This window comes from Allobosea sp. 01N443 (assembly GCF_056399325.1).
On the sequence record NZ_JBFTRC010000062.1, the window covers coordinates 18,104 to 40,114 of the forward strand.

A 22,011-nucleotide genomic window follows, 5' to 3' on the forward strand; every position below is an offset into this window, starting at 1 on the left:
GTGCGTGTCGGCGGTGCTCATCGGGTGGAAACCTCGGGTTCTGCAGGAGCCGGACCAGTGGCGGACGTGGTCGCATTCCAGGTTTGGCCAGCAAGATCGCGCATCGATCGCGCCATCCGGGCGATCGATGCGCTTTCCGCGACGCTGGCCGCGGCGACATAACGATCCGGCCGGACCAGCATCAGGATGTTGCGCCCAGCCGGCGACAGCGAGCTCATATGCCCGTCAGTGTCGCGTCCGGCGGAAACGTCAGGGCGGTCTTGAGAGGGATTGAAGGTGGTCGGCAGCACCGCGACGCGACGGAGCGAGCGAAGCCCGAAGCCTTCGGCCGTCGCCGCCATGCGCTGTGCATCCGGACCATAGGCGACGAGCGCGAACTGGCCGCCCATGACATCGTCCAGCCGCTGATAGCGGCGGTCCGTCATCTGGAGCAGCGGTTGCGGGAGCATCCGTCCGGCAAGACGCATTCCGCCATCGTCGGGAACGACAAAGCCTTTCTCATAGAAGGGTTTGGGCTTGTATTTCATCTGCGTGAAATGCGCGTGGATCCCCGGCGCCAGTTGGGCAAGCCGAAAGCCGAGTTGGATCATGGCCGCCTGCCGCCGGGAGGTCGGCATCATCACCCGCCCCATCTTGATGGCGAGCTGGATCAGGGCCCATGCATGCGGTGCCCGCTCGCGCTGATAGGTCGCCAGAAGCTCCGGCCCGAGCCGTCCCGAAATCACCTCGGCGAACTTCCAGGCAAGGTTATGCGCATCGCGGACACCGCTGTTCATACCCTGGCCGGCAAATGGCGGCGACAGATGCGCCGCATCGCCGGCCAGGAAGATGCGTTGCGTGTTCCAGCGATCGGCGATGCGGGCATGGAAGGCGTAGACTTGGCGACGGACGATTCGTGCGTCGGCATCGGGCCCGTGGGCTTCGAGCAGCGCACGCACATGGTCGGGGTGAGCCGCGCGCTCCTCGTCTTCGCCGTCGCGCAGCATGAATTCGTAGCGGCGGATTCCGTCCGGGCCGGGCAATGTGATCAGGGGGCGGTCGGGATCGCACACGACCCGCGTCTGGCGCAGCTGCTCCCGGGTCGAGGCCAGATCGACGATGAGCCAGCGTTGGCGATAGGTCGAGCCGCTGAGCGTTGCACCGACGACCTTGCGCAAGGCGCTGCTGGCACCGTCGCAGGCCGCCAGATAGCGGCCGCGAATGGCAATGCCGCCGCCGCTTCCAGAACGAAGGGACAGCGACACGCCGGAACCATCTTCCGCCACCGTCTCGCAGGAATGGCCGAACAGCGTCACCACATTGGGGAAACGGTCGAGCGCCCGGCGTAGCGCGGCTTCCAGCTTCGGCTGGGTGAAAGCGTTGCGCCGCGGAAAGCCATATTCCCGGGTGGCCGGCTCGACCTTGGCAAAGCAACGCCCGTCCCGGGTGAAATAATGTGAACCGTAGTCCAGGGCCACATCCTGCAGGACCGAATCGAGCAGGCCGGTTGCCTGCATGGTACGCAGCGACTCGTCGTCGATGGAGACCGCCCGTGGCTCCTGCACCGTGCTGCAATTGCGCTCGACCAGGATGACGTCGAGGCCAGCCTGTCCCAGCAGATTGGCCAGGGTCAGTCCAGTGGGACCGGCTCCAACGATCGCGACATCGCATTCCTGAATCATTGCGACACGTCCGCTCCGTCGAGCCGAGATCCGGACAACCGATCGCCCAGCAGGCTGGCTGAAGAGACGAGCAGGAGCACGAGTCGATGCTCGAGCTTTTCGTCCAGGCTGGCAGCATCGAGAACGAGGCTGATGCTGGCGGCAATGCCGAGCTCCGGCACCGCGACCGGGACGGCAATGCCGACGAGTCCCTCGTCGATCTCGCCGCGCGTGATGCAGTAGCCGCGCTTGCGGATGCCGGCCAGCAGATCGCGCAGTTCGGCGATCTTCATGGGCAGATCGGCCTGGTCGGCGCCGGGCTGCCCGCCGAAACTCCCCGCCACAAGCCGGGCCAGCCGTCGGGGCGGGACCAATGACAGGATCGTCTTGGACGTGGCGCCTCGCGTCAGCGGCATGGGCCGACCGCGTTCATAGGATGGCCGCGCCGGTAGATTTCCGACGGCTTCGTCGGCGACGCACAGCACGGTGTCGCCATAGAGACGCGCCAGCAACGCCACACAGGGGACACCCGCCTGCGGGATCAGATCATGCAGGCGGGACTGCCCGGCGCGCACCAGCGGATCGGTCAGGCGCACCAGCCGATCGAATTCGACGAAGGCGGGGCCGAGACGATAATGCGCCTCGTAGGCCGGTTCGAGAAACCCCTCGCCGACCAGCTCCCGCACGGTGCGATAGACGGTGCTCGCCGGCACGCTTAGCGCCTCCGACATGTCCTGAACCGTCCAGCTTCCCTTTGTTTCCCGGAACAGCCGAAGCAGACTGACGAAGCGGCCGAGCGCGTTCATGTCCGGTCCGGATCGGCTTCGGAGACGATCGGATTCGTCAGCCGACCTATCCCTTCGATCGAGACCTCGACCGTGTCGCCCGCTTGCATGAACAGTTGGGGCTCGCGCTTGAAGCCGACCCCGCCAGGCGTGCCGGTGATGATGACGTCCCCGGGGGCCAGCGGCGTGAAGTCCGAGACATAGGCGATGATGTCGGCGACGGGGAAGATCATCTCTCCCAGCGTGGCAGACTGAACGATCGATCCGTTGAGGCGAGTCTCGATCCGGGCCCGCGCGAACTCCACGATCTCGTCCGGCGTCACCAGTTCTGGGCCGAACGCCCCCGTGCCGGGGAAGTTCTTGCCCGGTGTGAACTGGTGGGTATGGCGCTGCCAATCCCGCAACGTGGCGTCGTTGAATGGCGCGTAGCCCGCGATCAGGTCGAGAGCCGAAGCCTTCGGCACCCGGAAACCGGGTCGGCCGATCACCACGGCCAGCTCCCCCTCGTAATCGAGCGCCTTGGATAGCCGCGGCAGCAGGATCGGCGCCCCATGCCCGATGAGCGTATCGGCAAACCGCGTGAAGATCGCGGGATGCGCGGCCTCCGGCCGCCCCGTCTCGCGACGGTGCTCCTCGTAGTTGAGGCCGACACACAGGATCTTGCCGGGATTGGGCAGAATCGGGTCGTAGCGAAACTGGCCCTCGGCATAATCGGCCTGGATCGGCTCGCGCACCGGCTCGACGAGCCCTAGCGCGGCGGCCTCCAGATAGGTCCGCAAGTCGGGAAGCACCGCGCCGAAGCGCGCTCCAAGATCGAAAATGCCGTTGGCGCCCGCAACGCCGTAGCTGGCGCGGTTCTCGGCTCTGAACGAAACGAATCTCATGGTGTGCTCCTCACGCACGCAGGATCGCGCGCCCCCATAGGTTGAGCGTCCGCTCGGCATGGGGCCACTGCATGACCGGGCGATCGTGGACGACCTCCAGCTCGGCTGAGACCTCGATCCAGTTCCCGTCCGGATCCTCGATGAAAATGAACAGGTTGTTCCCGGGCCCATGCCGCCCGGGGCCCCACATCAGCGACACGCCGCGCGCGGCGAAATGATCCGACCAGTCGCGGATCGTGTTCCATTCGCCGGCTTCGTAGGAATGATGATCGATGCCCTGCCGGTCCTGCCGGAAGCAGGCCAGGTTGTGATGCTCGTGATTGCCGCGCATGAAGCACGTCATGACGCGGCCGGCGTCATCGACCACCCTGTCGGAGACGCCGAAGCCGAGCTTGCCGGCATAGAACCCTTCGATCGCTTCGACGTCCCGGGTTGCCAGCGTCAGATGCTGGATCGGTCCGCGGATGCGTCCGCGCGGCCCGGCCGTATCGGCGATGGCGCGGCCGAAGATCACCTCGTTGCCATCGGGGTCACATACGGAGAAGGCGTCGCTCTCGAACAGCGACACGGAAGCGTCGGCAGGCTCGAGCCCTTGCTCGACCGCCCGGGCACGCAGCCCCTCCAGCCCTTCGCTGTCGCGTACCGCAAAGCCTGCATGCTGGAGTGTCTTGGCCGGTCCCTGTGTCAGCAGCACGCGACGCTGCGGACCCACCAGCAGCGCCTCTTCCCCATCCAGCCGGATCAGCTCCATGTCCATGACCTCCGCATAGAAGGTGGCGAGCCGCTTCACATCCGGCGTTCTCAGATTGGGTGGTGCAGATAGGCGCTGGCTTGCAAGGCGGTGAGCATCATTTTGCTACTCCATTCTTGGAATAGCGATATTGTTAAGATAATGGATGAGTCAATTTCCCATATTTTGAGATTTTGACAAGATATCTCCACCTAATGGCAACGGCCGTCGGCTCGTTGCCAGCTTCGAGGGACGTCGCTTCGGTGAAACTCAATGACCGGCTTAGCCTCAAGACCCTGAAACTGATCATGGGCGTGGAGCGCCATGGCAACCTTTCGCTGGCCGCCGAGGAACTTCACATTGTGGTTTCGGCCGCAAGCCGTCGGATTCGCTTCCTCGAGGACTCGCTCGGCTTCCGCCTGATCGAGCGGACAGGCCGCGGGATCGGGCTGACGGCGCCCGKCCGGGCGATCGCGGCGCATGCGCACAGGATCCTTGCCGATGTCGACGAGCTTGAAGACGAGTTGCGTGACATCACGGACGGCGTCCTGGAGCAGATCAGACTGTCCGTCTCGGGGCCCGCGCTATTCCATGACCTCCCGGAGCAGTTGCGGAGGTTTCTCGGCGCCTTCCCCCATGTCCGGCTCTCAGTCGAGGAACTCACCAGCAATGCAGTTGCCGAGAGCGTCCTCAATGGGCGGGCCGAGCTCGGTATCCTGCTGGGTGCGGAATCCAGCCCAGGCCTGCGCCTGAGACCCTATCGTCGCGACGCACTCGGGATCGTCGTCAGCCCCGAGCATCCTCTTGCGGGCGCGGCTGCTGTTCGCCTTGCCGATCTGCTCGACCAGGATTGGGTTCTGCCACCGGACTCGGCAATCGGGCATTTGCTGGCCCGCGAGGCCGCAAGCCATGGCGCGGAATTGTCTACGCGCGTCCGCGTCCATGGCATCGCGTCGATCTGCCGGGTGGTCCAGGGCGGTCTCGGCATTACGGTGCTGCCGATGCGCAGCGCGGCGCGCGAAATTGCAAGCCGAGGCCTTGTCGACATCCCGCTTGCCGAAGACTGGGCGCCTTGCAACCTGCATCTGGCGACCCAGCGCAACGCCGTTCTTACTCCGGCATTGACTGCTCTCGTCGATATGCTCGCGATCGAGTGAGACAGACCGGCGCGAACTCCAGCCGCCGCCCGAGCTCCTGAGACGCCCTCCCCGGCGCCCGCTCTCCGGGCGTTCCATTGTCGGCGAAGCCCGCTCCGCTCCACCCCGGCGGCAGTTTCCCGAATGCGAACGATGCTTGACGAAATACCGCTCGACCCGGAGCGAGGCCCACACCCATTCTCATTGCAACGATAGATCCTTCGCAGGCAGGCAGCATTGCGAAGAAGAAAATCTATGCAAGAGAGGAACGCCATGTCGGTCGCAGCACTGAACAGTCAATCTGCGCTTCTCAACAAGGATCGCACGAAGGTCGCCCTCTCCTGCTTCCTTGGGTCAGCGATCGAATGGTATGATTTCATGCTGTACGGGTTCCTGGCGCCTCTCGTCTTCGATAAACTGTTCTTCCCGCATGCGGACCCGGTCGCCGGCATGATTGCCGTGCTCGGCATCTTTGCCGTCGGCTTTGTCGCACGACCTCTCGGCGGCCTGTTCTTCGGTCACTTCGGCGATCGTCTCGGCCGAAAGCCGGTCATGGCGGCGACGCTGATTTTGATGGGTCTATCGACGACGGCCATCGGCCTGTTGCCGACCTATGATTCCATTGGAATCTGGGCGGCGGGCTTCCTGCTGGCCCTGCGTTTCCTGCAGGGCTTCGCCCTTGGCGGTGAGTCGACCGGAGCGCCGGTGCTGATGCTGGAGAGCGCGCCTGAAGGCAAACGCGGCGTCTTCGCCTCGATCGCCCAATCCGGCAATTTCGCCGGCGTCGTGATTGCGACACTGGTCGTATCCTTTGCCGCCGCGCTGCCGAGCGACGTCCTGCTGACATGGGGCTGGCGCGTGCCCTTCCTGTTGAGCATCGTGCTCGTGGGCCTCGGCTTCTACGTGCGGCTCAAGGTCGAAGAGTCGCCCGTATTCGAAGCGACGCGGACGCCTCCTGCGCGGGTACCGCTGTTGCAGGTGCTCGACAATTACAAGCGGCCGGCACTGATCGTGTTCTGCTGCGCCCTGGCGGAGTCCGGTGTGTTCTATCTCACATCCATCTTCGGCCTTTCATACGGGGTGAAAACGCTCGGCATCGATCAGGCCACGCTGCTGCGCGGCGTCCTGCTCGGCAATGTCATTGCCATCGCAATGGTGCCGCTGTTCGGCGCGCTGTCGGACCGTATCGGGCGGCGGGTGGTGCTGGGCACCGGCTTCGTCCTGGCCGGGCTCTATGTGGCCTTCCTCTTCTTTCCGCTGCTGCAGACCCGCGACACCCTGCTGGTCGTACTGGCCACGGCCATTCCCGGGGCGCTCATCCAGCCGATGCATATCGGCGTCACCTCGAGCTTCTATCCGGAGTTGTTCCCGGACACGCGCGTTCGCTTCAGCGGGGTATCACTTGGGCGGCAGTTCGGCACGATCTTCGGCGGCGGCGCCATGCCCGTCATCGCAGCGAGCCTGCTCGCCTGGAGCGGCGGCAGCCTTCTTCCCATCCTGATCTACTTCAGCCTGGTCTCGGTCATCGCCATCGGCGCCGTGATGGCTGCCGAAGAGACCAGGCTTCGCGCGATCTGAGCAAGAGCCGAAGCCGCCGCCTTCACCAACGCTTGCTCGCATCGGCGCGCGACGCGGCCRCAGCAAACCAATGGAATTGCCATGCAGACAGCAGACCAGTCCGCGGCCCTGCCCTCCGCCCTCACAAAACCGGCCGGCACTGTGCGCGATGCGACGATCGCCCTTCTCCGGTCGCTCGGGATGACGACGGTGTTCGGCAATCCCGGCTCGACCGAGCTTGCCTTCCTGCACGACTGGCCAAGCGATTTCCGCTATGTGCTCGCCCTGCAGGAAAGCAGTGCCGTCGGGATGGCCGACGGCCATGCCCAGGCAACCGGCTCGGCGGCCTTCGTCAATCTCCATTCCGCGGCCGGCGTCGGCCATGCGCTTGGGAGCATCTACACAGCCTACCGAAATCAAACGCCGCTGGTCATCACAGCCGGGCAACAAGCACGTKCGCTGCTGCCGCTGCGCCCATTTCTCGGCGCCGCCTCGGCTGCGGAGTTTCCCAAGCCCTATGTGAAATGGAGCTGCGAACCGGCGCGCCCGCAGGATGTGCCGCTGGCGATCGCCCAAGCTTACGCCATCGCCATGCAGAAGCCCTGCGGCCCTACCTTCGTCTCGATTCCTGCCGATGACTGGCAAGTTCCCTGCGAGCCCGTCGAGGCCCGGCCAACCAGCGGGGATTTCGGGCCCGATCCTGAAGGTCTTCGGGCATTCGCCAACGCGATCGATGCCAGCGAACGCCCGGCCATCGTCGTCGGTGCTGCGGTCGCACGGGACGAAGCGTCGGCACTTGCCGTTGCCCTCGCAGAACGTCTGGGCGCCGCAGTCTGGGCCGCACCGGTGGCAAGCAGAGCCTCGTTTCCGGAGGATCACCGGCTCTTCAACGGCTTTCTGCCCGCCGCCCCCGAACCGCTTGCCAAGATACTGGGACGGCACGACCTGGTGCTGATCCTTGGCGCCCCGGCCTTCACCTTTCACGTTCCCGGCGATCTCGCAGGCCTCAGGTCAGGGCCTCCCATCTTCCACATCACCGACGATGCAGATGCCGCCGCAGCCGCCATTGGTGGAGTGAGCTTGCTCTCGACGATGCGTCCCGCGATCTCCGGTCTGCTCGCGACTGTGCCGCTCCGCGATCGCCCACCCGCCACCGTTCGCGCCCCGGCACCGCGGATCGCCCCGACCGAACCGGTCCTGGCGAGCTTCGTCATGCAGACGATCGCAGATCTGCGTCACCCCGGCGGCGTGATCGTGGAGGAGGCGCCCTCGCACAAGGAAGCGCTCCAGCGGCATCTGCCGGTTCGGGATAACGGCTTCTACTGCATGGCGAGCGGCGGTTTGGGCTTCGCGCTGCCGGCATCGGTTGGGATTGCCCTCGCCAGGCCAACCCAAGCCGTCATCTGCGTGATTGGTGATGGATCGGCGATGTATTCCATCCAGGCCTTGTGGACCGCCGCACAGCACCGCCTCCCGATCACAGTGGTGGTTCTGAACAACGGTGGCTACGGCGCGATGCGCGCCTTCAGCCAACTCATGAAAAGGGCCGCACCACCGGGCATCGACCTGCCCGGCCTGGACTTCCCGGCACTCGCCGCCGGGCATGGCTGCGCGGGCGTGCGCGTCGCGCGCGCCGATGACCTCGCGCCGGCTCTTTCAGAAGCCTTCGCCAGCGCGAAGCCGCGGCTCGTCGAAGTGTTGGTCGATCGGGCCGTGCCTGGCCTCTACGGACTGGATTGAGGCGTTTGCGGCCACGGCCCCGCGCCGATGAGCCAGGAGGATATCGTCGTGAAACATCTGCCGAATGCGATGAACTGGATCAACGGGGCCTGGTGCGACAGCGCGAACCGCGTCCCCAGCATCAATCCTGCCACCGGCGGGCTCATCGGGTCCTTCGCGGACGCGACGCAAGCCGATGCGAAGCGCGCCGTTGCTGCCGCTCGAAACGCCTTCCTGCACAGCCCCTGGCGCGATGACCGGAGCTTGCGCGCCCGCGCCCTCAATGTGATCGCCGATCGCTTCGAAGCACGCGCCGAAGAACTGGCGCAGATGCTCGCAACAGAGAATGGCAAGATCCTGCCTGAGGCCCGGTTCGAAGTCTCCACGGTCGCGCCCAAGTTGCGCTACTGCTCAGCCTTGGCGCTCTCCCAGCATGGCCGGGCTCTGGAGGTTCGACCGGGCGCTTATTCCATGGCCTTGCGCGACCCGATCGGCGTCGCCGGACTCATCGTGCCGTGGAACAGCCCGGTCGTCCTGCTGATGCGCTCCCTCGGCCCGGCCCTCGCCGCCGGCACGACGGTCGTCGCCAAAATGCCTGGTCAGACCGCGCAGGTGAATGCTCTCGTCGCGCAGATCCTTTCGGAGATTGCGGAGTTGCCACCTGGCGTCGTGAACATCTTTTCCGAGAGCGGCATTTCCGGCTCGGGATTCCTGGTCGAGTCGCCCGACGTGCCGGTGATCAGTTTCACGGGCAGCACCCGCACGGGCCGGGCGATCGCGGCAGCCGGCGCATCGCGCTTGAAGCGCTTCGGCCTCGAGCTCGGCGGCAAGACGCCGATGATCGTGTTCAACGATGCCGATCTCGCGGCAGCGCTCCCGCAACTCGAGAAGGCCATCACAGTCTTCGCTGGCCAGTTCTGCATGGCCGGAAGCCGGATCCTGGCGGAGCGCGGCATCGCTGACCGTCTGCGGCAGGCCCTTGGCGCGCGGCTGGATCAGGTCAGAGTCGGCCCGGCATCCGATCCGAGGAGCGAAATGGGCCCGTTGATCGACAGGCGAAGCGTGGCCCGCGTCGATGCGATGGTGGAGAAAGCTCTGGCGGAGGGCGCTCAGGCCATCGTCCGCGGCGGCATCCCGCGCGAGCCTGCACTCGCGGCGGGGGCATTCTATCGACCGACACTGCTCGAGGTCTCCGATGCGAATCTGGTGATCGTCCAGGAAGAGGTGTTCGGACCGGTCGCGACCTTCCAGGTTTTCGAAGGCGAAGCGGAGGCCATCGCCCTCGCCAACAACAGCGATTTCGGCTTGGCCGCCAGCGTCTGGAGCCGCGATGTCGATCGGCCTCTCCGTGTCGCGCGCGAACTGCAGGTCGGCACGGTTTGGATCAATGATTGGGCCGCCATCCACGACGAGTTCGAGGAAGGCGGCTTCAAGCAAAGCGGCATCGGCCGACTGAATGGCCTCGCCTCTCTTCACGATTTCCAGGAGACGAAGCACATCGCGCTCAGAGCCGGAGGACTGCGATGAGAACCTGCTATGGCAAGCTGTTCAAATCGGGTCGCTCAGCAACTCCCGTAGCCGGACCGCCAGCTCCCGAGCGGTGTATGGCTTCCTGAGCCAGCTCCCCGCGGCGGCGAATTCTCGCCTTGCGATACTGGGCTCCGCATATCCTGAGGTGAAGAGGACCTTGATTCCGGGCCGGATGCGGCGGGCTCGCTTCGCCAGTTCATCCCCGGCTATGCCGCCAGGCATGATGATATCGGTGAAGAGCAGCCGGATTTCCGGGTGCTGCGAAAGCAGGTGGAGCGCCTCTACCCCGGTATTGGCCTGCAGCACCCTGTACCCTGCGTCCTCCAGCCTGGCGACGACGACATGGCGGACGCGCGCATCGTCCTCCGCCACCAGGATCGTTTCGGTCCCCCCTGGAATCTGGTTGTTATGTCCATCAGGGACTGGTGCTCGCCCAGGGGCACGCACAGGACTTCTCGTGGCTGCCGGCAGATACAACCGAACGCAGGTTCCCTGCCCCAACTCGCTGTAGAGCTGCACATGTCCGCCGGACTGTTTGGCAAAACCGTAGACCATGCTGAGACCAAGACCGCTTCCGGCGCCAACGTCCTTGGTCGTGAAGAACGGCTCGAAGGCGCGTTGCTGTGTTTCGGCCGACATGCCCCTTCCGGTGTCGCTGACGGAAATCAGCACGTAATTTCCTGTCCGCACATCCGGATGAATGCGGCTATAGTCGGCATCGAGCCGAACCGAAGCAACATCGACCGTAAGACGCCCGCCACGCGGCATCGCATCGCGGGCGTTCAAGGTGAGATTGAGCAGAGCGTTTTGCAGCTGCGACCCATCAATCAGAGCGTGGTGCGGCGCCCCCGTCACGACCGTGCGCAACTCTATGGACTCTCCAAGCGTGCGACGCAGGAGAGCTGAGAAGTTGCCGACCAGTTGGCTGACATCCATGAGCTTGGGATTGAGCGGTTGCCGGCGGCCAAAGGCCAGCAACTGTTCCGTCAGCTTGGCGCCGTCATCAGCGGCATCTTGGGCTTCGCGCACCAGATCGTGCAGCCTCCCGCTCTCGATGCGCCTTTCGATCATCTCGAGATTGCCGCTGATGACCGTAAGCAGATTGTTGAAATCGTGCGCGATACCGCCAGTCAAATGACCGACCGCCTCCATCTTGTGAGCCTGGCGCAACTCTTCTTCGATTTTTTGCCGGCTCGTCAGATCTCGGACGAAGCCGGTGAAGATACGGCTGCCATCGGCGACGGCCTCACCGATGGCGAGTTCCATCTGGAATTCGGTTCCATCAGCGCGCAATCCGGTCACCACGCGCCCGAAGCCTATGATGCGCCTTTCGCCGGTCGCCAAGTAGCGCGAGAGATAGCCATCATGCGCCTCCCGGTCCGGTGACGGCATCAGGATCCGGACGTTCGACCCGCAGACCTCATCCGCCGCATATCCGAAGAGCCGTTCGGCAGCGGCGCTGAAGGACAGGATCGTACCGATTTCATCGATGACGACCATCGCCTCCGGCACCGTGTCCAGGATCGAGCGCAGATGAGCGGAGCTGGCGGCGAGTTCGGTTTGCGTGCGCCGCAGATCGCTTACGTCGATGTTCACCTCCACGATCGAATAGCCTGCCCGGCTCTGCGACTTCACCGCGACCCAATGGCTCGCGACAGATATGGCACGCCCATCCCTGTGTCGGTGGGTCAATTCGCCCTTCCAGAGATTATGTTTCTTCAAGTAGGCGCGGATATCTTCGAGCGGCCGCGGGAAGACGGTTCGCAGAAGGTCATGCGCCACGACGCCGACCGCTTCCTCGCGGCTCCAGCCGTACAGATCCGCGCAACCGGATGTCCAGCGGCTGATCACCCCATCAAAGCCATGGACGATAATATTGGCACCATCGAGAATCCGTACGATCTCATCAAGACTGAAGTCACTGGTAACGGTGGACTCCATCGTCATCCCCGCGGATTGCATCAACTCTCAGTGAGGCCAGACCGCGCGCCGCACCGATGTCATGGTCGGCGGACGATCCTCATCATCGTCGCCATCCCCTTCACCAGCAAGCCTTGCCAGCCTTGCCAACTGGCGGATGATGATCGCGCTGCGTCCGCTGGGCGCGATCACGCCGCAGGCGATGAGCTTGCTCATGCTGCGCGATACGGTTTCGATCGTGAGGCCCAGATAATCCGCCATATCCAAGCGCGTCATCGGAACCGCGAGCAACGGCGAAGTCGGCCGACCTCCGGCCCGGCGGCGGGCAATGAGGAGCAGGAAGCTGCTCACGCGCTCTTCGGCGCTCTTGCGAGCAAGCAAGACCATCTGATCCTGGGCCGCAGCCATCTCGTCGCAGAACTGAGCAAACAGCTGCGGGCGAAGCTCGGGGCACCGATTGATCTCGTCCTGGAAACGGGAGCGGGCAAAGCGGCGCAGCTTTGCCGGTGTTATGGCTTCAGCCGTATAGAGATAATGATCCTTGAGCGACACACCCAGAAGATCTCCGGGATAGATGAAGCCGGTAATCACCCTGCGGCCATCGCTCATGATCTTGAAAACGCGCAAGACGCCCTCGACAACTTCGAAGACATGCGTTGCCTCGTCTCCCTCCCAAAAGACCGCAGCTCCAGTCTCGACCTTCTCGATGGGTTGCCGCCTGAACAAGCTCCCCAGGTCAGGAGCTGACACCTGCGCGTCCGGGAAGCTGCCGCGCGGTAAGCCTAAGCACGAAACACTGATGCCCGCTAACATGACACTCCCCTGCATAACCACTCATAGCCGGAGAATTGAGCGCCCTTCAGTGACGACGAAACGATAGGCCAGTTACCGTTGGTATAAAATTGTAACGGATTGTACGCTGGCTCGACGACTGTGATCCGGAAGCTCAGACATGGCCGAACAGCAAGCCCGGAACGAGCATCTTCTTGTCGTCGACGACGATATGCGCATCAGGCAGATGCTGGTCCGCTATTTTGAGGATGAGGGCTATCGCGTCACGGCGGTCGCCAACGGCCAGGGCATGCGCGAGTGCCTTCAGCGAACCTCGATCGACATGATTCTGCTCGATCTCGTCCTGCCCGCCGGCGAGGACGGGCTCGGATTGGCTCGCGAAGTCCGCTCCCACTCCGACGTTCCGATCATCATGCTGACCGGACGGAACGACATCGTCGACCGGGTCGTTGGGCTCGAGATCGGTGCCGACGACTATGTCGCCAAGCCGTTTCATCTTCGCGAGTTACTGGCACGGCTGCGTACGGTCATGCGCCGGCGTCACGCGTCAACAGCACCTGATCACAATGACCATCGCGCAATCGTCAGCTTCGATGGCTGGCGCCTCGATCTCGGACGACGCCAACTCCTTAGGGCGGACGGCTCTGACATCGTTCTCACGACCGGAGAGTTTGACATGCTGGCTGCGCTGTCAAAACACCCCGGACGCGTATTCTCCCGAGAAGTACTGATGGACATCACACACGGGCGGAGGCTGGAAGCTTTCGATCGAACGATCGACGCCCAAATTTCACGCCTGCGCAAGAAAATCGAGCAGGACCCGACGAGGCCGACGCTCATCAAGACGGTGCGAGGGGTCGGCTACGTCTTTACCGGAAAACCATCGCCCTGAAATCATCTACACTTATTTACTGGTAATAAATTCCGTCATTTCTGGAGAGCAAGGCCGGATACGATCAGGCTGATCAATATATTAGCCTGATCGACCTGCCCGCTCGATATTCGTACGATCCCATTAGGCAAACTGCATGGCAAACACCTAGGAGCCCGTCCGAGTAACGATTTTGGGGCGATTATGACGGGAAGGCTGGGCGCGAGATTTCGGTGCCCGGTCSTCATCTTGAGGCTTTTGCAAGCTTCAGGAGGTTGTGAGCGGTACAGATCATTGCCCATTCGCCTCGGACCTGATCGAGACCGCGCAGGAGCAACTGCCGGAAGCCTCTGGCTTGCTTGATCTGCCCGAACACCGGCTCGACCACCTGCTTCCTGAGGCGGTAGCGGCTCCTGCGGCCAGCCCGCTTCAGCCGTGCGGCCATAGCGCTCATCAAGGGCATCTTCGTCAGTCTACGGCGCCCGACCGCGTTCCCCTCGCCGTGGCGCGCACGGCCTGGGGCGAGGTAGCCCGCAATCCCTCTCTCCTTCAACGCGGCCAGGTTCACCTCGCTGGCAAAGCCCGCATCGCCCGAGACCTCACGCGGCTTGCGCCCAAGATGGACGCGGACATCGTCGATGAGCGGCACGAGGGCGCGATAGTCGGCGGAGTTGGTCACCAACCGGTGGGCCACGATGATCTGATGGGCGGCATCGACCGCGATCTGGCCATTGTAGCCCTGCACGAACCCGTCGCGCGTGGGCAGGATGCGGCTGTCCTGGTCGGTGAWGTTGCGCTGCGCCCGGTCGGGCGGTCCACCGTCCTCGCTCCGCAACGCCCGGCCCTGCCAGCGCATGCCCGACGATGCGCCTGGTCCGCTCTCGTCCTCCGGATCCGGCGGATCGGCAGCCTCTGCCTCCAGCGTCTCCTTGGCAGCTCGGATCCTCTCCAGCCGACGCTGTTTGTCGGCCATCCAGTCCGGTGTCTCGTCCCCACGTCGGTCCGCGCCATGAACCTGATCCTCGGTCGCGTCGGTGTCGCGCGCCTGATCGAGCCATTGTGCRACCTCGGCGGCCAACGCAGGCTCCGTCGTCTTCATCCGCCCGTAGCTCATGGCCTTATGGCGCGAGGCGTTCGCCTTCAGTTTGGTCCCGTCGACCGCCACGTGTGCGAACTCGACCAAACCGGCCGCCCGGCACAGACGCAGCACCTGCACGAACAGGTCCGATAGGACCACGAGGTGGCGCTTGCGGAAGTCGGCGATGGTCCGGAAGTCCGGCCGGTTCAGGCCGGTCACTGCCATGACGTCGACCCGCTCCTCGCAGGCGCGGGCGAGCTGACGCGAAGAGTACAGGCCACGGCTGTAGCCATAGAGAAGCAGGGCCACCATCATGCCGGGATGGTAGGGCGGATAGCCGCGCTCCTCGGTGTAGCTGTCGATAATAGCCGAAAGGTCGAGCCCTTCGCGCACCGTGTCACGGACGAAATGCGCCAKGTGACCGGGCGGCACGAACTCATGCAGCGAAGGCGGCAAAAGCCAGCCCTGATCGACATCCCAAGAGCGAAACACTTTGGCCATGAGCCAGTGAATCATCCCGAAGCCACCCCGTCCAGAGGATTACTCGGACGGGCTCCTAGTTCAACCGCATCCGACTGGCTGCTTTCGGACATAGCAATTTGAACTGCGCGATCAGCGGCGGATTCCCAGAAGCGCAGGAAACGTCGGCTTTTGGTCGAAGCGGAAATTTCAGATGGCGTGGCGCTTGGGAACCGTACTGGAATTCAAGCAAGCCAGCAGGGCAGTTCGCCATCGCAAGAAGTTCCACGTCGCTCTCGGTCTTGAGATGGCGCGCCACGCACTGGCTGATGCCTGACTTGCTGCCGGGAGGCTTGATTCTCGCCGCCTGGGTCACRCTCGCAGTAGTCCTGAAGATCCGCTTTCGTAACGATGCCCTTGATCATTGAGGTTCTGGTGTCGATGCCCTCTCGCTCGACGATGGTTCCATTCCACAAAGCGCAAGAGGCAAGTGGGAAATCCCCGGCCGCTGTTGCTGGAGTTGCTACCATTCCATTCGAAATAGCGACTGCGACCAGAACCATTCCCAAGGCGCGCATCATGCTGCTTCCTGTGGGCGTGAACATGTTTGGGGCGAGACCATAATCAGATCGCCTGCGGGCATCAAACGGCACGAAAACCCGCGTCCGACGCGGTGCCGGCGCCTGGATTTTGCCGCGTGAGCCGGCACGTCGTCCCGGCGCAGAGTGCTCACATTTCGCCGGGTGCGGCCGGCTAGTTCCTGCTAGAATTGCGCACCAATCGCGCATGTCGCGCGCGGGCGCTGGAGGGACCGCCGTGAGGCAAAGGAACCTGCTCAACGCCCGCGATCGCCTCGGCGCATCGATCATCGAAATCGTCGCCGCCGATGACGCAGAGCACGGCCCGGAGGTGATCGAGCAGTTGCGGCTCAAGAACGTCGCCGCCTACGCCCGCCTGGTCAGCGATCTGGCGCATTTCAGGAAGCTGGCGACGGAGCGGAACACGCAGACCCGACGGAAGCCGCGGGCGCTCCGGATGGAGCAGGCGAAGGAGACGGCAAAACAAGCCGCGGAGCTACCCGGTGACAATGCCATTATCTGCAATCCAGCCGGACCCTGCCGAGGCAGCAGATCAGGGCAAAGGCATCGTCCATCAGCGCCATTCAACCGAACCTTTTTTTCATGAAGCCCCGGCGGCTTTCACGCAAGCACCGCCTTGCAAATGGTACTGAGTATCGGTACTAATTTCGCATGAAGAAGCGGCACAAAGCCACGCTGGATCTGAGCTACGCCCGGCCCGTAAATGGCTCTATCCGATGGGCCGATATGGAAGCTTTATTCGTGGCGCTTGGCGCTGAGGTCAGCGAGGGAGAAGGCTCGCGGGTAGGTGTCTTCCTCTTTGGAGAGGTGCGCGTTTTTCATCGCCCGCTCCCTTCGCCGGATACCGATAAAGGCGCTGTCGCCAGCATCCGCAAATGGCTTGATGAGAACGGAGTGAAACCATGAAGAACGTGATTGAGATCGACACTGAGAAAGCTGTCCTGACGTTCGACCCTGAAATCCGGATGTTTCGCGGCGAGTTCCTCGGCTTGAAGGGTGGGGCCGACTTTTACGCCGAAAGCGTGCAGTCCCTGATCGAGGAGGGCCGCAGGTCTCTGGCCGTCTTTCTTGAAATGTGCCGGGAGAAGAACATCGAACCGCACCGAAACTTCTCCGGGAAGTTCAACGTGCGCCTCGATCCTCACGATCATGCGGCGGCGGTCATTGCAGCAGCGGCCCAAGGCAAGAGCCTCAATGAATGGGTTGCTGGGGCCATCAAGGAGGCCGCTGCTGCGTAATTACTTCCTTAGCAGCCTTGGATCCCAATCGCCGTGGCGGCTCTTGCCGTCTTTCTCATAGCGCCACGAGTTTTCCCTGAGCTTTGTAGACGGCGAATCCTCGTCGCCGCAGTGCGCCGACGCCCGACGCTTCACCCGCCCAAAGGGGCATGCAAACCGCCAGAAACAAACTCACAGCTAGATAAAACCTGGGGGCAACGTCAATGCGGATGGAGCCCGGACATTCATCAAACCGCTGCGGCCAACCGGATGCACCAAAACTTGCTGTCGGGGAACTTCCACAATGCTGACATTCAGCCTGACCAGATGGCGAACTTGCAATCCAGCCGTTTCATAGTCTGCCTTCAGCTACCTGCTGCGCCGACGGTCATGCCACCGCAGACATAGAGAGTCTGCCCGGTCACGAAGCCGCTGCGGGCGTCGAGCAGGAAGGCGGCCGCGTTGGCGATATCTTCCGGCTCTCCCATGCGCCCCACCGGTAGGGCGTCGAGGATGGCTTGTGTCGCCCGGCTTCCCGGCGGATTGGCGCGCTCGAACAGCTCCGTGCGGATCGGCCCGGGCCCGATGCTGTTGGCGGTGATGCCGTGGCCGCCCAGTTCGAGCGCCCACACCTTGGCCATCCCGATGAGACCCGCCTTGGTCGCCGCATAGACGCTGCGCCGTTCCTTGCCGAGCGCTGCCCTTGACGCGATGTTGACTACCCGGCGAAATCGGCCTGCTTCATCCCCGGCAGGAGCGCCTGCAGGCATTGCAGGCTGCAACGCAAGTTCAGCGAGACGGCGAAGTCGAGATCGGCGAAACTTTGCTCTTCGACCGGTCCCGGTCGCACGATGCCGACATTGTTGACGAGCCGGGTGATCGGCCCGCCCCGCAAGGCGACCGAAAGTGCGGCGGCCGTGGACTCGGGATCTGACAGGTCAGCCTGGATGCCGTCGCCGTCGCGGTCGATCCCGATGACCTCGTAGTCTTCGGCCCGGCAGCGTTCGGCCGTGGCGCGGCCGATGCCGGCGGCCGAGCCGGTGATGAGGACGCGTTCCTTGCTTGGCATCAGGATGGCCTTGTCTCTGGTTCAGACAGTCGCGATCGGCGTCACCGGCGAGCCGACCGCACCCGGCAGACGCAGCGGCGGCGCGGTCAGCAGGAAACGCGACCGTCCATGTTCGCGCAACCATGCGGCCAGCGGCGTCAGGTGCCACAGCTCGCCGAGCGGTATCCCGTTCTTAAACAGGCAGTGCTCATGCAGTGGCAAGCTCGAGCAGCAGCGCTCGGCGCCAGTGGTCGCGGGTACCACCTCGACGGCAAAATTGTCGGCCGCGATGGCGGCGACGCCGCTCGCGCTGATCCACTCCAGTAGGCGCCGATCGCGACCGTTCAGGACGCAGCAGGTTCCGAGCAGGATGGCGGGATCCGGCGCGGCCATATCGAGCACGCACTGTGCAAAGCCGGTGTGGAGGCAAAGCACGTCACCGGCCTCGACCGTCACGTTATCGGCCAGCAGGACCGACATCAGGTCGTCATAGCCGACGAGCCGGCGCTCATCCCCGAAATGGGCGCGCAGATCCACCATCACGGCGCGACCCTGGATGCCGTGGGCGGCCATGTTCTCGATACCCAGCGCACGGGCGCTGGATGTACTGGCCTGACCGCCGGGCCCTGCATCGCCGACCTCTATGGGGCCGATAATCTCGATGCCAGCCCGGAAGCCGTTATAGTAGACGCGCTCGGCAATGCCGTCGCCATCGGCGTCGAACTGGGCGCCGACATGGGCGAAACTGTCCCATTGCGTCGAATATTGCAGATAAAGGATCGCCAGATCGTCGTTGAAAACGTCGGTGCAGTCGCTCTCATCGCCGACAAGCACGCAGTTGAAATTGGGTCGGTTGTCCCGGATCRTCGGACGCAACGCCGGCGGGTAGCGGCGCGGGCTCAGGATGTTGCCGCCCGGCCGGTCGAGCGGCAGACTCAGGCAAAACGATATTCCTTCCGTCGCCTCGGCCAAACCTTGCAGGCGCTTCTCGCGCGTGATCAGGTTCAGCCGGCCGAGCTGATCGTCCGGCCCGAAATCGCCCCAGTTCGAGCCATACGGCCGGCGCTTCCAGCGCTGATTTGTCATGCCCCCCTCCGGTCGGGCGCTCGCGGCCCGTTTGCGGAAGCGCCACCGTCGCAGCCGCGAGGTCGCCACGCAACGTCTTTGCATAGGACTTGAAGTCGACCTCCAGCGCATAGCGGGCGGCTTCGAGATAGGTTCGCCGCTGTTCTTCGCGATGCGCGGCGATCTCGGCGCGCTGGTGGTGCGGCGACGGCAACGTGACGACACCAGCAAGGATGGCCGCAATCCAGCGCGACTGCATCTCGACCAGCGGAATCGTCGGCCCGATCGGCTGGACCAGCCCGGCGAACAGCAGGCCCGGATGCTCCACGCTGCGATCCGCCGATAATGCGCGTGCGTAGCCTCGCCGTCGGTTGCCAAAATGCAATGCAGTTGCGCGCGGATATCGGCTTCGCATGGCGCGGGCATCGGTTGGGAGCGCGAGGCATCAGGAACAAAACTCGATGTCGCTTGTCGATTCATGGGGTTAATTCTCCCGCCCATCAACCCAGGCACGCGCATCGTGCTCAGATGGGGCGATCGCTGCAACCCCAATTTGGGGGTATTCGCTCAGATTTCGGAACTCCTATGATTGCATCGCGCAATATTCGTGCAAAAAGACTTGCCGAACGTCGAGCGAACTACGGTGGCACGCCGCGACAATGACGCTCTGGCTTGACGTTCCGTCCCGCCTTTGACATTCCGTCTCAGATAACTGTTCGAATTTCGTTCTAATTCCGCACGAATTATAATGTCACGAGCCAAGTCCCCTGGGGAAAGCGGAGCGTTCACGGGAACATGATTGGCGGCTCCGCCCCTCACTCCACTCTCACGAATTAGTGCGGTATCTGACTGGGCCCGCAACAGTCGTCACCCGCCGTGTTGACGGGCACTTCCAATTGGGCCGATGTCTGAGAGGACGTGTGACCATCGCTTCGAACGGATGCCAGTGTATTCGGTACGGGGGCTTAATCGCCCCCCTTTCGCGATCGGAGTTATTTGCGCGACGTTGGTCGGCTGACAGATCGACCTGCTCAGACAACAACAGGATGCTTGGGGCGACTGGATTCGGGTCATGACGCTTGCGAGAAGACCGAATTCGATCGATCGAGACGTAGGTTCGCGCTTGCGAGCGCGAAGGCAGCTCATCGGCCTCAGCCAGTCCCAACTAGCGGAGCAGTTGGGCATCACGTTTCAGCAGATCCAGAAATACGAAAGCGGATCAAATCGGCTCAGCGCGAGCCGTCTTCAGCTCATCGCGCACATCCTTGAGGTCCCGGCGGGTTACTTTTTTGAAGCGGCGGCGACTGAAAGCAACGCGCCTCAAGAACGCTTAAGGGAAGTTAGTGCCAACGATATCGCTGAATTGCTCTCGACCAGCGAAGGAATTCGTCTCGTCAATGCCTTCTTGAAGGCCGAAAGCACGGCGAAGCGCCAGCAGATCGTTGCCATGGTTGAGGACCTGGTGAATGCCGATCCTGCCGGGAGCAGCGACAAAATCGGGCATTCTCACGAATAGCGCAAGTACAATCGGGCAAAAGCACGCGATGACCGAATCTGAAATCAAATGACGTATCGTCATACAGGGCGACGCGTCCGGTCTCGGCTTGTCGTAGCAGCATCGTCGTGCTGTCACTAGTTAACCAATCTCCGTCGATCCGAACGGGACGGTGCAAATCCCCGTCGACGAGCCAATATGCGTGTGCTTACATCATTTCGATACCTGTTCTTGGCTTGACTACATGCATTGTGAATACTGAATATTATGCAATCCGCTGCGCTATCGGCCAACTGAGGAGTTATTGGCATGGCGATCTCAAGGAAGAGCGGATTTTCCCACGAACTTCCAGCATCGCCCCCAGCAAACCAGCGGAATTACAAATGGTTTCGGCCCGATGGAGACGATGACGATAGTTTTGGCCGAGGGATTATTTGGGGAGCCGCGATATCATTCTTGCTCTGGGGAGGGATGGCGTTGGCCTGGCTCACTATTCTTCGATGACTGCACCGCATGCGTGATTTATCGCGCATGAGCACTCAGCAAGAACATCGATGGCCTGAACTGGAGTGACTTCCCCAACAGGGATGGACAAAACGCCTGGCCGTGGGCCAGGCGTAAACCGAAGTTTCTGAGTTGGGTGCAGCACCCAGTCAGTGGCGCCGCTCCTCACGCCGGTCGGTGCGTCCGGTGCGCCGCGTGTCACGCCGCTCCCCGCGCCCCGTACGCCTGTCCCCACGCCGCTCCATGCCGGAGGTCTGGGCCTGAGAATTCGAGACTGTCAGGATCGTAGCAGCCGCAGCAACACCGAGAGCGGCTGCCGACCACAAGAAGGAAAGGGCATGTCGGCGAGAGATCATGTCCGGATTGAAGACTTCGCTCATGGGAAAGCTCCTCGGGATCTATGAACAGTCTTTGCCGCCCCCTGTCGCCCCCGATCACCATGATTGACGTAAGGTCACATTTCATCTGCTCGAGTCAATCAAAGCAGGCTGTTTATGGCCCGGCGTAGCGTCTGGCGCAAGTCTATTCTCCTACCCTTGGCGCAACTGTTTCGCTTCGACCAATAATCGACGACCCGAATACAACTGCCCGATCTATCGAGGTCACGAGAACCCCGACGCGTTGGCATTCGGGCGTCCGCGGAAATTGGGATGCTCCGGGCAGTCGAGATTTGGGGCTCATAGAGCGAAGTGATCAAAATATCGCAGTCCGTAACATTCGGCACTTCATTGGGAAGTGGCACGGATTATTCGGGTTCTCTGTAGTGACTCGATATGGAAGAGATTGACTGGCCTACCCTGACCTCGGAGGACACCATGCGATTAGGACTTGTATCCACCGCCGTTCTTGCGACGTGTCTTGCAACGTCGGCCTTCTCCGCTGATCTTCCCAGCCGCCAAGCTCCGCCTCCCCCGATCGTCTACGCGCCCCTGTTCACCTGGGCTGGTCTTTATGTCGGTCTCAACGCCGGCGTGGGCTGGGC

Annotated in this window: 21 protein-coding genes and 1 pseudogene; 9 read left to right on the top strand and 13 right to left on the bottom strand. The window is 63.0% G+C overall.

The genetic code is table 11. The features are described 5' to 3' along the window. Positions 1–17: 17 nt before the first annotated feature. From AC1DRP_RS16870 to AC1DRP_RS16885, 4 genes are read right to left on the bottom strand one after another with little or no spacing between them, the layout of a single operon-like run. Complete coding sequence (locus tag AC1DRP_RS16870; protein WP_476769037.1) at positions 18–1,661, bottom strand: bifunctional 3-(3-hydroxy-phenyl)propionate/3-hydroxycinnamic acid hydroxylase; 1,644 nt, start codon at positions 1,659–1,661, stop codon at positions 18–20. After that, positions 1,658–2,446 (bottom strand): IclR family transcriptional regulator, encoded by a 789-nt coding sequence (locus AC1DRP_RS16875; protein ID WP_476769038.1) that lies wholly within the window; start codon positions 2,444–2,446, stop codon positions 1,658–1,660. Before AC1DRP_RS16875 ends, AC1DRP_RS16870 begins: the two co-directional genes overlap by 4 nt. Then, positions 2,443–3,309, bottom strand: a complete 867-nt coding sequence (locus tag AC1DRP_RS16880; protein ID WP_441508461.1) for a fumarylacetoacetate hydrolase family protein — start codon at positions 3,307–3,309, stop codon at positions 2,443–2,445. Before AC1DRP_RS16880 ends, AC1DRP_RS16875 begins: the two co-directional genes overlap by 4 nt. A 10-nt stretch (positions 3,310–3,319) precedes the next feature. Next, positions 3,320–4,099, bottom strand: coding sequence for a VOC family protein (locus AC1DRP_RS16885; RefSeq protein WP_476769039.1), 780 nt, complete (start codon positions 4,097–4,099; stop codon positions 3,320–3,322). A 203-nt stretch (positions 4,100–4,302) separates the two neighbouring features. On the opposite strand from AC1DRP_RS16885, the gene AC1DRP_RS16890 reads away from it, so the two are divergent. The 4 genes from AC1DRP_RS16890 to AC1DRP_RS16905 all read left to right on the top strand — a co-directional run bounded on the left by AC1DRP_RS16890 (position 4,303) and on the right by AC1DRP_RS16905 (position 9,978). After that, entirely contained in the window at positions 4,303–5,196 is an 894-nt protein-coding gene (locus AC1DRP_RS16890) for a LysR family transcriptional regulator (protein ID WP_476769040.1), read from the top strand. A gap of 252 nt (positions 5,197–5,448) precedes the next feature. Next, entirely contained in the window at positions 5,449–6,753 is a 1,305-nt protein-coding gene (locus tag AC1DRP_RS16895) for an MFS transporter (RefSeq protein ID WP_441508463.1), read from the top strand. An 81-nt stretch (positions 6,754–6,834) separates the two neighbouring features. After that, positions 6,835–8,472: a benzoylformate decarboxylase gene (gene mdlC, locus AC1DRP_RS16900; protein WP_476769041.1), complete on the top strand. Its 1,638-nt coding sequence runs from the start codon at positions 6,835–6,837 to the stop codon at positions 8,470–8,472. 48 nt (positions 8,473–8,520) lie between these two features. Then, complete coding sequence (locus tag AC1DRP_RS16905) at positions 8,521–9,978, top strand: aldehyde dehydrogenase family protein (protein ID WP_441508465.1); 1,458 nt, start codon at positions 8,521–8,523, stop codon at positions 9,976–9,978. Positions 9,979–9,999: 21 nt separating this feature from the next. Here AC1DRP_RS16905 and AC1DRP_RS16910 read toward each other — a convergent pair whose 3' ends face one another. Together AC1DRP_RS16910 and AC1DRP_RS16915 are read right to left on the bottom strand one after the other, a co-directional pair. After that, positions 10,000–11,943 (bottom strand): hybrid sensor histidine kinase/response regulator, encoded by a 1,944-nt coding sequence (locus tag AC1DRP_RS16910; protein ID WP_476769042.1) that lies wholly within the window; start codon positions 11,941–11,943, stop codon positions 10,000–10,002. Between the two features lie 6 nt (positions 11,944–11,949). Further along, positions 11,950–12,714, bottom strand: a complete 765-nt coding sequence (locus AC1DRP_RS16915) for a Crp/Fnr family transcriptional regulator (RefSeq protein ID WP_441508467.1) — start codon at positions 12,712–12,714, stop codon at positions 11,950–11,952. A 139-nt stretch (positions 12,715–12,853) separates the two neighbouring features. On the opposite strand from AC1DRP_RS16915, the gene AC1DRP_RS16920 reads away from it, so the two are divergent. Beyond that, positions 12,854–13,585 (top strand): response regulator, encoded by a 732-nt coding sequence (locus AC1DRP_RS16920; protein ID WP_441508468.1) that lies wholly within the window; start codon positions 12,854–12,856, stop codon positions 13,583–13,585. 223 nt (positions 13,586–13,808) lie between these two features. On the opposite strand, the gene AC1DRP_RS16925 is transcribed toward AC1DRP_RS16920, so the two are convergent. Next, positions 13,809–15,143 carry an IS1182 family transposase gene (locus tag AC1DRP_RS16925; protein WP_476769043.1) on the bottom strand — a complete coding sequence of 445 codons (1,335 nt, stop codon included), beginning with the start codon at positions 15,141–15,143 and terminating at the stop codon, positions 13,809–13,811. 55 nt (positions 15,144–15,198) lie between these two features. Next, positions 15,199–15,477, bottom strand: a complete 279-nt coding sequence (locus AC1DRP_RS16930) for a hypothetical protein (RefSeq protein ID WP_441638061.1) — start codon at positions 15,475–15,477, stop codon at positions 15,199–15,201. Between the two features lie 410 nt (positions 15,478–15,887). Between AC1DRP_RS16930 and AC1DRP_RS16935 the strand changes: the two genes are divergently transcribed. From AC1DRP_RS16935 to AC1DRP_RS16945, 3 genes are all read left to right on the top strand, one after another. Continuing rightward, a complete protein-coding gene (locus tag AC1DRP_RS16935; protein WP_476769044.1) occupies positions 15,888–16,286 on the top strand; it encodes a hypothetical protein in 399 nt (132 codons plus the stop codon). Between the two features lie 65 nt (positions 16,287–16,351). Then, entirely contained in the window at positions 16,352–16,606 is a 255-nt protein-coding gene (locus tag AC1DRP_RS16940; protein ID WP_476769045.1) for a type II toxin-antitoxin system HicA family toxin, read from the top strand. After that, positions 16,603–16,938, top strand: coding sequence for a type II toxin-antitoxin system HicB family antitoxin (locus AC1DRP_RS16945; RefSeq protein ID WP_476769046.1), 336 nt, complete (start codon positions 16,603–16,605; stop codon positions 16,936–16,938). Before AC1DRP_RS16940 ends, AC1DRP_RS16945 begins: the two co-directional genes overlap by 4 nt. Positions 16,939–17,282: 344 nt before the next feature. On the opposite strand, the gene AC1DRP_RS16950 is transcribed toward AC1DRP_RS16945, so the two are convergent. The 4 genes and pseudogenes from AC1DRP_RS16950 to AC1DRP_RS16965 form a co-directional block, all read right to left on the bottom strand. Beyond that, positions 17,283–17,687 (bottom strand): SDR family oxidoreductase, encoded by a 405-nt coding sequence (locus AC1DRP_RS16950; RefSeq protein WP_476769047.1) that lies wholly within the window; start codon positions 17,685–17,687, stop codon positions 17,283–17,285. Beyond that, a complete protein-coding gene (locus AC1DRP_RS16955; RefSeq protein WP_476769048.1) occupies positions 17,636–17,986 on the bottom strand; it encodes an SDR family NAD(P)-dependent oxidoreductase in 351 nt (116 codons plus the stop codon). Before AC1DRP_RS16955 ends, AC1DRP_RS16950 begins: the two co-directional genes overlap by 52 nt. A 21-nt stretch (positions 17,987–18,007) precedes the next feature. Next, entirely contained in the window at positions 18,008–19,051 is a 1,044-nt protein-coding gene (locus AC1DRP_RS16960) for a cyclase family protein (RefSeq protein ID WP_476769049.1), read from the bottom strand. A 130-nt stretch (positions 19,052–19,181) separates the two neighbouring features. Then, positions 19,182–19,445, bottom strand: a pseudogene (locus AC1DRP_RS16965) (hypothetical protein); the annotation flags it as partial. A 657-nt stretch (positions 19,446–20,102) separates the two neighbouring features. Here AC1DRP_RS16965 and AC1DRP_RS16970 point away from each other — a divergent pair. Further along, positions 20,103–20,546, top strand: coding sequence for a helix-turn-helix domain-containing protein (locus tag AC1DRP_RS16970; RefSeq protein ID WP_476769050.1), 444 nt, complete (start codon positions 20,103–20,105; stop codon positions 20,544–20,546). A gap of 632 nt (positions 20,547–21,178) precedes the next feature. On the opposite strand, the gene AC1DRP_RS16975 is transcribed toward AC1DRP_RS16970, so the two are convergent. After that, on the bottom strand, positions 21,179–21,409 hold the full coding sequence (locus AC1DRP_RS16975) for a hypothetical protein (protein ID WP_476769051.1): 231 nt from the start codon (positions 21,407–21,409) through the stop codon (positions 21,179–21,181). Positions 21,410–22,011 lie beyond the last annotated feature (602 nt).

Bases quoted from the DNA above. Each gene is read 5' to 3' on its own strand.
- AC1DRP_RS16870 (WP_476769037.1), bottom strand. From the start codon at position 1,661: ATGATTCAGGAATGCGATGTCGCGATCGTTGGAGCCGGTCCCACTGGA.
- AC1DRP_RS16875 (WP_476769038.1), bottom strand. From the start codon at position 2,446: ATGAACGCGCTCGGCCGCTTCGTCAGTCTGCTTCGGCTGTTCCGGGAA.
- AC1DRP_RS16880 (WP_441508461.1), bottom strand. From the start codon at position 3,309: ATGAGATTCGTTTCGTTCAGAGCCGAGAACCGCGCCAGCTACGGCGTT.
- AC1DRP_RS16895 (WP_441508463.1), top strand. From the start codon at position 5,449: ATGTCGGTCGCAGCACTGAACAGTCAATCTGCGCTTCTCAACAAGGAT.
- AC1DRP_RS16910 (WP_476769042.1), bottom strand. From the start codon at position 11,943: ATGCAATCCGCGGGGATGACGATGGAGTCCACCGTTACCAGTGACTTC.
- AC1DRP_RS16915 (WP_441508467.1), bottom strand. From the start codon at position 12,714: ATGTTAGCGGGCATCAGTGTTTCGTGCTTAGGCTTACCGCGCGGCAGC.
- AC1DRP_RS16920 (WP_441508468.1), top strand. From the start codon at position 12,854: ATGGCCGAACAGCAAGCCCGGAACGAGCATCTTCTTGTCGTCGACGAC.
- AC1DRP_RS16935 (WP_476769044.1), top strand. From the start codon at position 15,888: ATGTCGCGCGCGGGCGCTGGAGGGACCGCCGTGAGGCAAAGGAACCTG.
- AC1DRP_RS16940 (WP_476769045.1), top strand. From the start codon at position 16,352: ATGAAGAAGCGGCACAAAGCCACGCTGGATCTGAGCTACGCCCGGCCC.
- AC1DRP_RS16945 (WP_476769046.1), top strand. From the start codon at position 16,603: ATGAAGAACGTGATTGAGATCGACACTGAGAAAGCTGTCCTGACGTTC.
- AC1DRP_RS16950 (WP_476769047.1), bottom strand. From the start codon at position 17,687: ATGCCTGCAGGCGCTCCTGCCGGGGATGAAGCAGGCCGATTTCGCCGG.
- AC1DRP_RS16955 (WP_476769048.1), bottom strand. From the start codon at position 17,986: ATGCCAAGCAAGGAACGCGTCCTCATCACCGGCTCGGCCGCCGGCATC.
- AC1DRP_RS16970 (WP_476769050.1), top strand. From the start codon at position 20,103: ATGACGCTTGCGAGAAGACCGAATTCGATCGATCGAGACGTAGGTTCG.
- AC1DRP_RS16975 (WP_476769051.1), bottom strand. From the start codon at position 21,409: ATGAGCGAAGTCTTCAATCCGGACATGATCTCTCGCCGACATGCCCTT.